The sequence below is a fragment of the Rhodococcus sp. YH3-3 genome (genome assembly GCF_001653035.1).
Lineage (GTDB): Bacteria > Actinomycetota > Actinomycetes > Mycobacteriales > Mycobacteriaceae > Rhodococcus_F > Rhodococcus_F qingshengii.
In genome coordinates, this window is record NZ_BCWH01000014.1 from 1 (window position 1) to 3,530 (window position 3,530).

The 3,530-nt window shown below is 60.5% G+C and carries 2 protein-coding genes; both read right to left on the reverse strand.

From position 1 onward, the window contains the following. Positions 1-161 precede the first annotated feature (161 nt). Complete coding sequence (locus tag YH3_RS34525; RefSeq protein WP_154100422.1) at positions 162-1,538, reverse strand: hypothetical protein; 1,377 nt, start codon at positions 1,536-1,538, stop codon at positions 162-164. Positions 1,539-2,005: 467 nt separating this feature from the next. Continuing rightward, positions 2,006-3,530, reverse strand: a 1,525-nt coding sequence (locus YH3_RS34530; protein ID WP_238592801.1) for a site-specific integrase, incomplete at its 5' end; no start/stop codon positions are given.

The following is a 3,530-nucleotide window of genomic DNA, read 5'->3' on the forward strand; positions in this document are numbered from 1 at the left end:
GAAGTCCAAGCGCTCCGAACTCAGATGCGATTGCAGCTGGGCGGCGTCGAGTTGCCACACCATGTCCGTGTATCGGGGAAGGCGATCGTCGCGGATGTCGGGGCGCAGCGGCCGCCCTGTGAGTACATGCGGGCCGGCACTGAAGTGGGGTTGTGGTTCGGTCATGGAAGGTCCCAGGGTTGTTCGACGAGGTCGAGAAGAGCATCGGCTGGCTTGATCGACTCGGCGTGCGAGACTTGTCCCGGTGTGAATTTGGGCAGAATCTCGTGATCGATGGTCACCCACACGGGTCCGTAGCGGCTCCACCAGTCGGACTCCGCGAGCACCGACCGCCGTTCGTCGAGTGCGTGTCGTAAGGCGAGCACGGCAGGAAGGTGACTCGACGAGATGACGCAATTGCCGCAGTGAAAACAGTCGAGAAATGTTGTCCGACGGCATATTCGCCCAGTGGCAGGGTGAGCGCCGGGATCAGCGCAACCATTCCACGGCGCCTCCTTGTCCGCGGGCACTGTCGCGTGTGGCACGACGGTCAGGGATCCGCCCGCGGCCGCAAGCGCGCGAGCGTGAGTATCGAGTGCCGCCCTCTCGGCGTCGGCGATCGCAGCGGCGATGGTTTCGGCGCTCCATTCAGCTGCCGAAGCATCGCCACGAAGATAATTCGCAAACAACACGCCCACGCTGTTCGAGCGCGCGGCGGAGGGCAAATGGCCACCGAACTTTTTGACTCTGGCGACTTCGATCGTGGTACGGATACGGCCGAATGTCACCGTCAGCGGGGCTCCCACCTCGGTATCGCCCTGCGGGTCGGTCAACAGCGAATGTCCGGCCGCCCATGTGCTGGGTAGCAGGGGCGGATCGGACAACGATCTGCGAAACGGAGCCATGTGTTCGGCCGTACCGGAGATGCCTCCTGCGATTCCGTTGCGCCAGATCGACCACAGCGCAGTCGATTCCGTGTAAGTTCTGCCTCTCGCCATCAACCGGTGCAGAAGCAGGTACAACCCTCCCGGGGTCTCGAGTTCCCGGTGTGGTGGACCGATTTCCCAGGTGACGGTTTCATACCAGTGTTGTTCTCCTCGCCGACGTTTCGTCAGTCGTAGCTGTACGGCCCTTCCTTCGAGGATTTTGTGTTCGGCAGGTAGGTCTTTGAGGGTTTCCACATTCCGGCCGGTCAGCGTGATCAGGAGAATGAGGATCGGAACCAGATCTCTCTTCAGAAGGAATAGTTGCTCTGCCTGCGCGAGTCGGCGCCGCCACGTCAGAGGCGTTCCGGTCTGCTGTCGTGGGATCACTCCGGTAGCGGCGACCTTTCGCAGACTCGGCACATCTGCAGCCGAGGAGGACTCTTCCGTGGTCTTGGCATCGTTGTCGGAAAGGATTCGTTCCGATGATTCGATTCGCGACCGGATTGCCGAGACGTCAGCGCGTGCAGCGCCGAGGATTCGCGCGATCTCTCCGTCCGAGTAGCCGGATGCATTCAGCTTTCTGAATTTCGGGACCGAACGAGCCAGCGCAGCGTGAATATCGGGTGAGATCATCTCGCGCAACGGAGGTTCGATCAGAAGTCTCCGAAGAATTGTCTGGCATTCGAGCGAACGGTTGATACTCGCCGTGGAGGCTCGCTGTCGGAGATAGCCCTGGACATTGTGCAGGGTCAGCGCTCCTGGGTCGTAGGGTGGATGTTGAAGTGAGTCGAGGTATCTCAGGAATGAGCCCAGGAAAAGCCAGTTCCCTTGTGCTGATCTCTCCGTCCGCAAAGTCCCGGTGGGACCCGTACGTCGAGAGAATGCAGCGAGTGTAGGTCCGTGCCAGCCGGGCATGGGCCACCGGTCGGCTGAAAATGTTCGCGTTCGCCCGTCGTCGCCAATGAACCGGACCGGCGGGGTGATCGCAACATCGATCACAGCAGTCGGGTTCAGCGGTTCGTGGCGTTGCGAAACTTCATAGTTCCCTGAGGGTGTTTCCGCTGGTCGGCCTGTATGTGTTCCAGCACCTTTGCGGGGCGTCACTGCGAAAAGTCCGAGGTCTCGGTGAATGGCGTCGATGGTGCTGGTAGTTCACCCCAGTCGTCAGGCACCAGCGCCATCCGAGTCTCCATTTCCAACTCGGCCAGTGTGTGAAGATAGATCATCGTGGTGGTGACCGAGCGATGCCCCATCCTGCGGCGCACCCAGTCGAGGGGATCGCCGAACACACGCGTGTAGTGGCCACGTTGGTCCGCAGTTTGTTCGCTCAACGCCGCAATATGGCCCCGTTGAAGTTGTTCGAGAGTCACCACCGCGAACGTGTGACGCAGCATATGAGGGTGCACGCGCAACTGAACTCCAACATCGGCACACCGAACATTCGCCTCATGGAACAGTCCCTTCCACCTCGACAGCGACACCGGCATCCCCCGTTCGGTCAACCAGAACGAGGCGGGTTCCAAACCGAGATCACCGGCGATGTACAGCCGCCGCCGGTCCGCGTGGTCCAGGTTGGAGACCTTTACACTCACCTTGACGCCGCCGCTGGTGTAGTCGACAGCGACAGGTCGTGCAGGGTCCTCGACCACGAGCGGGCGAACGATCTTGTCGTACCGTCCATGTGCTCGAGTATCGTCGATAATCTGCCGGCGATCGATATCGCGGTAATTGATCAGTTCTCTGACAATCGATTCCGGTACGTACACCCATCTGGTCGAGGAGCCCTTTGCGATGGCTACCGGGAGTCGGAAGCGCTGATAGGACACGGGTTGGTGCTCGGCGGGTAGGTCGAAGACCGTCAGTGCGGACTGCTCCGCTAAACGCAAACCCGTTCGGACCATGAGATCGCAGAACACCGCGTTGCGTGCCGCCCAGCGTCCGCGGAACGCAGGGCGAGGCAGACCGTCCGCGGTCATGCCCCTCATACCGGTATCTCTCCATTGCCGGTACGAGGCTTGCGGAATCCACTCAATGTTGTCTCTGTTGACATCTCGCGAATACGTCGTGGGACTACTTCCTCGATGGTCGACACGGCTCGGGGTGTGAGATCGTCCGCTGGGTGCATGGTGCGGGACCGGGTTCGCGGCGACCAAACCCTTTCGCACCGCCCAGCGATAGAAGTTGTTGACGGCCGCGACTTCTCGATTCCACGTAGCTCCGGACACTCGTGGCCCGGAAGCATCCCTCCGCCGCCAGACAAGGTAAGCGACGTGATCGTCTTCGCTTGCGTCACGCCATGATGTACCGCTTCGCGCTGTGGTGAGAAATGAGAGGAACGCTGCGATGTTGCGTGCATAGCCTTGTTGGCTGATCGATGACATGGTGACGAAACTCGGGTTCCGGAAGTACGAATTGAGGTCCACGTCGTACTCGAACAATGAGGACAGCAAGAACGGTGAACCTGGAAATGGATCGTCCGGAAAGAAACTTCCCTCGGCGCCCTCCGGTGTGCCGTAATCCGGGGGACGGGCGACATGAGTTTCGGTGATACACACTCGCCAAGAAGACAACGACATGACGGTTTCCCCTCTGCGGTCAATGACCGACGGTACACAAGTTGGCCGG

Excerpts from the sequence above, each read along its gene's own strand:
- YH3_RS34525 (WP_154100422.1), bottom strand. The coding sequence starts at position 1,538 with ATGATCTCACCCGATATTCACGCTGCGCTGGCTCGTTCGGTCCCGAAA.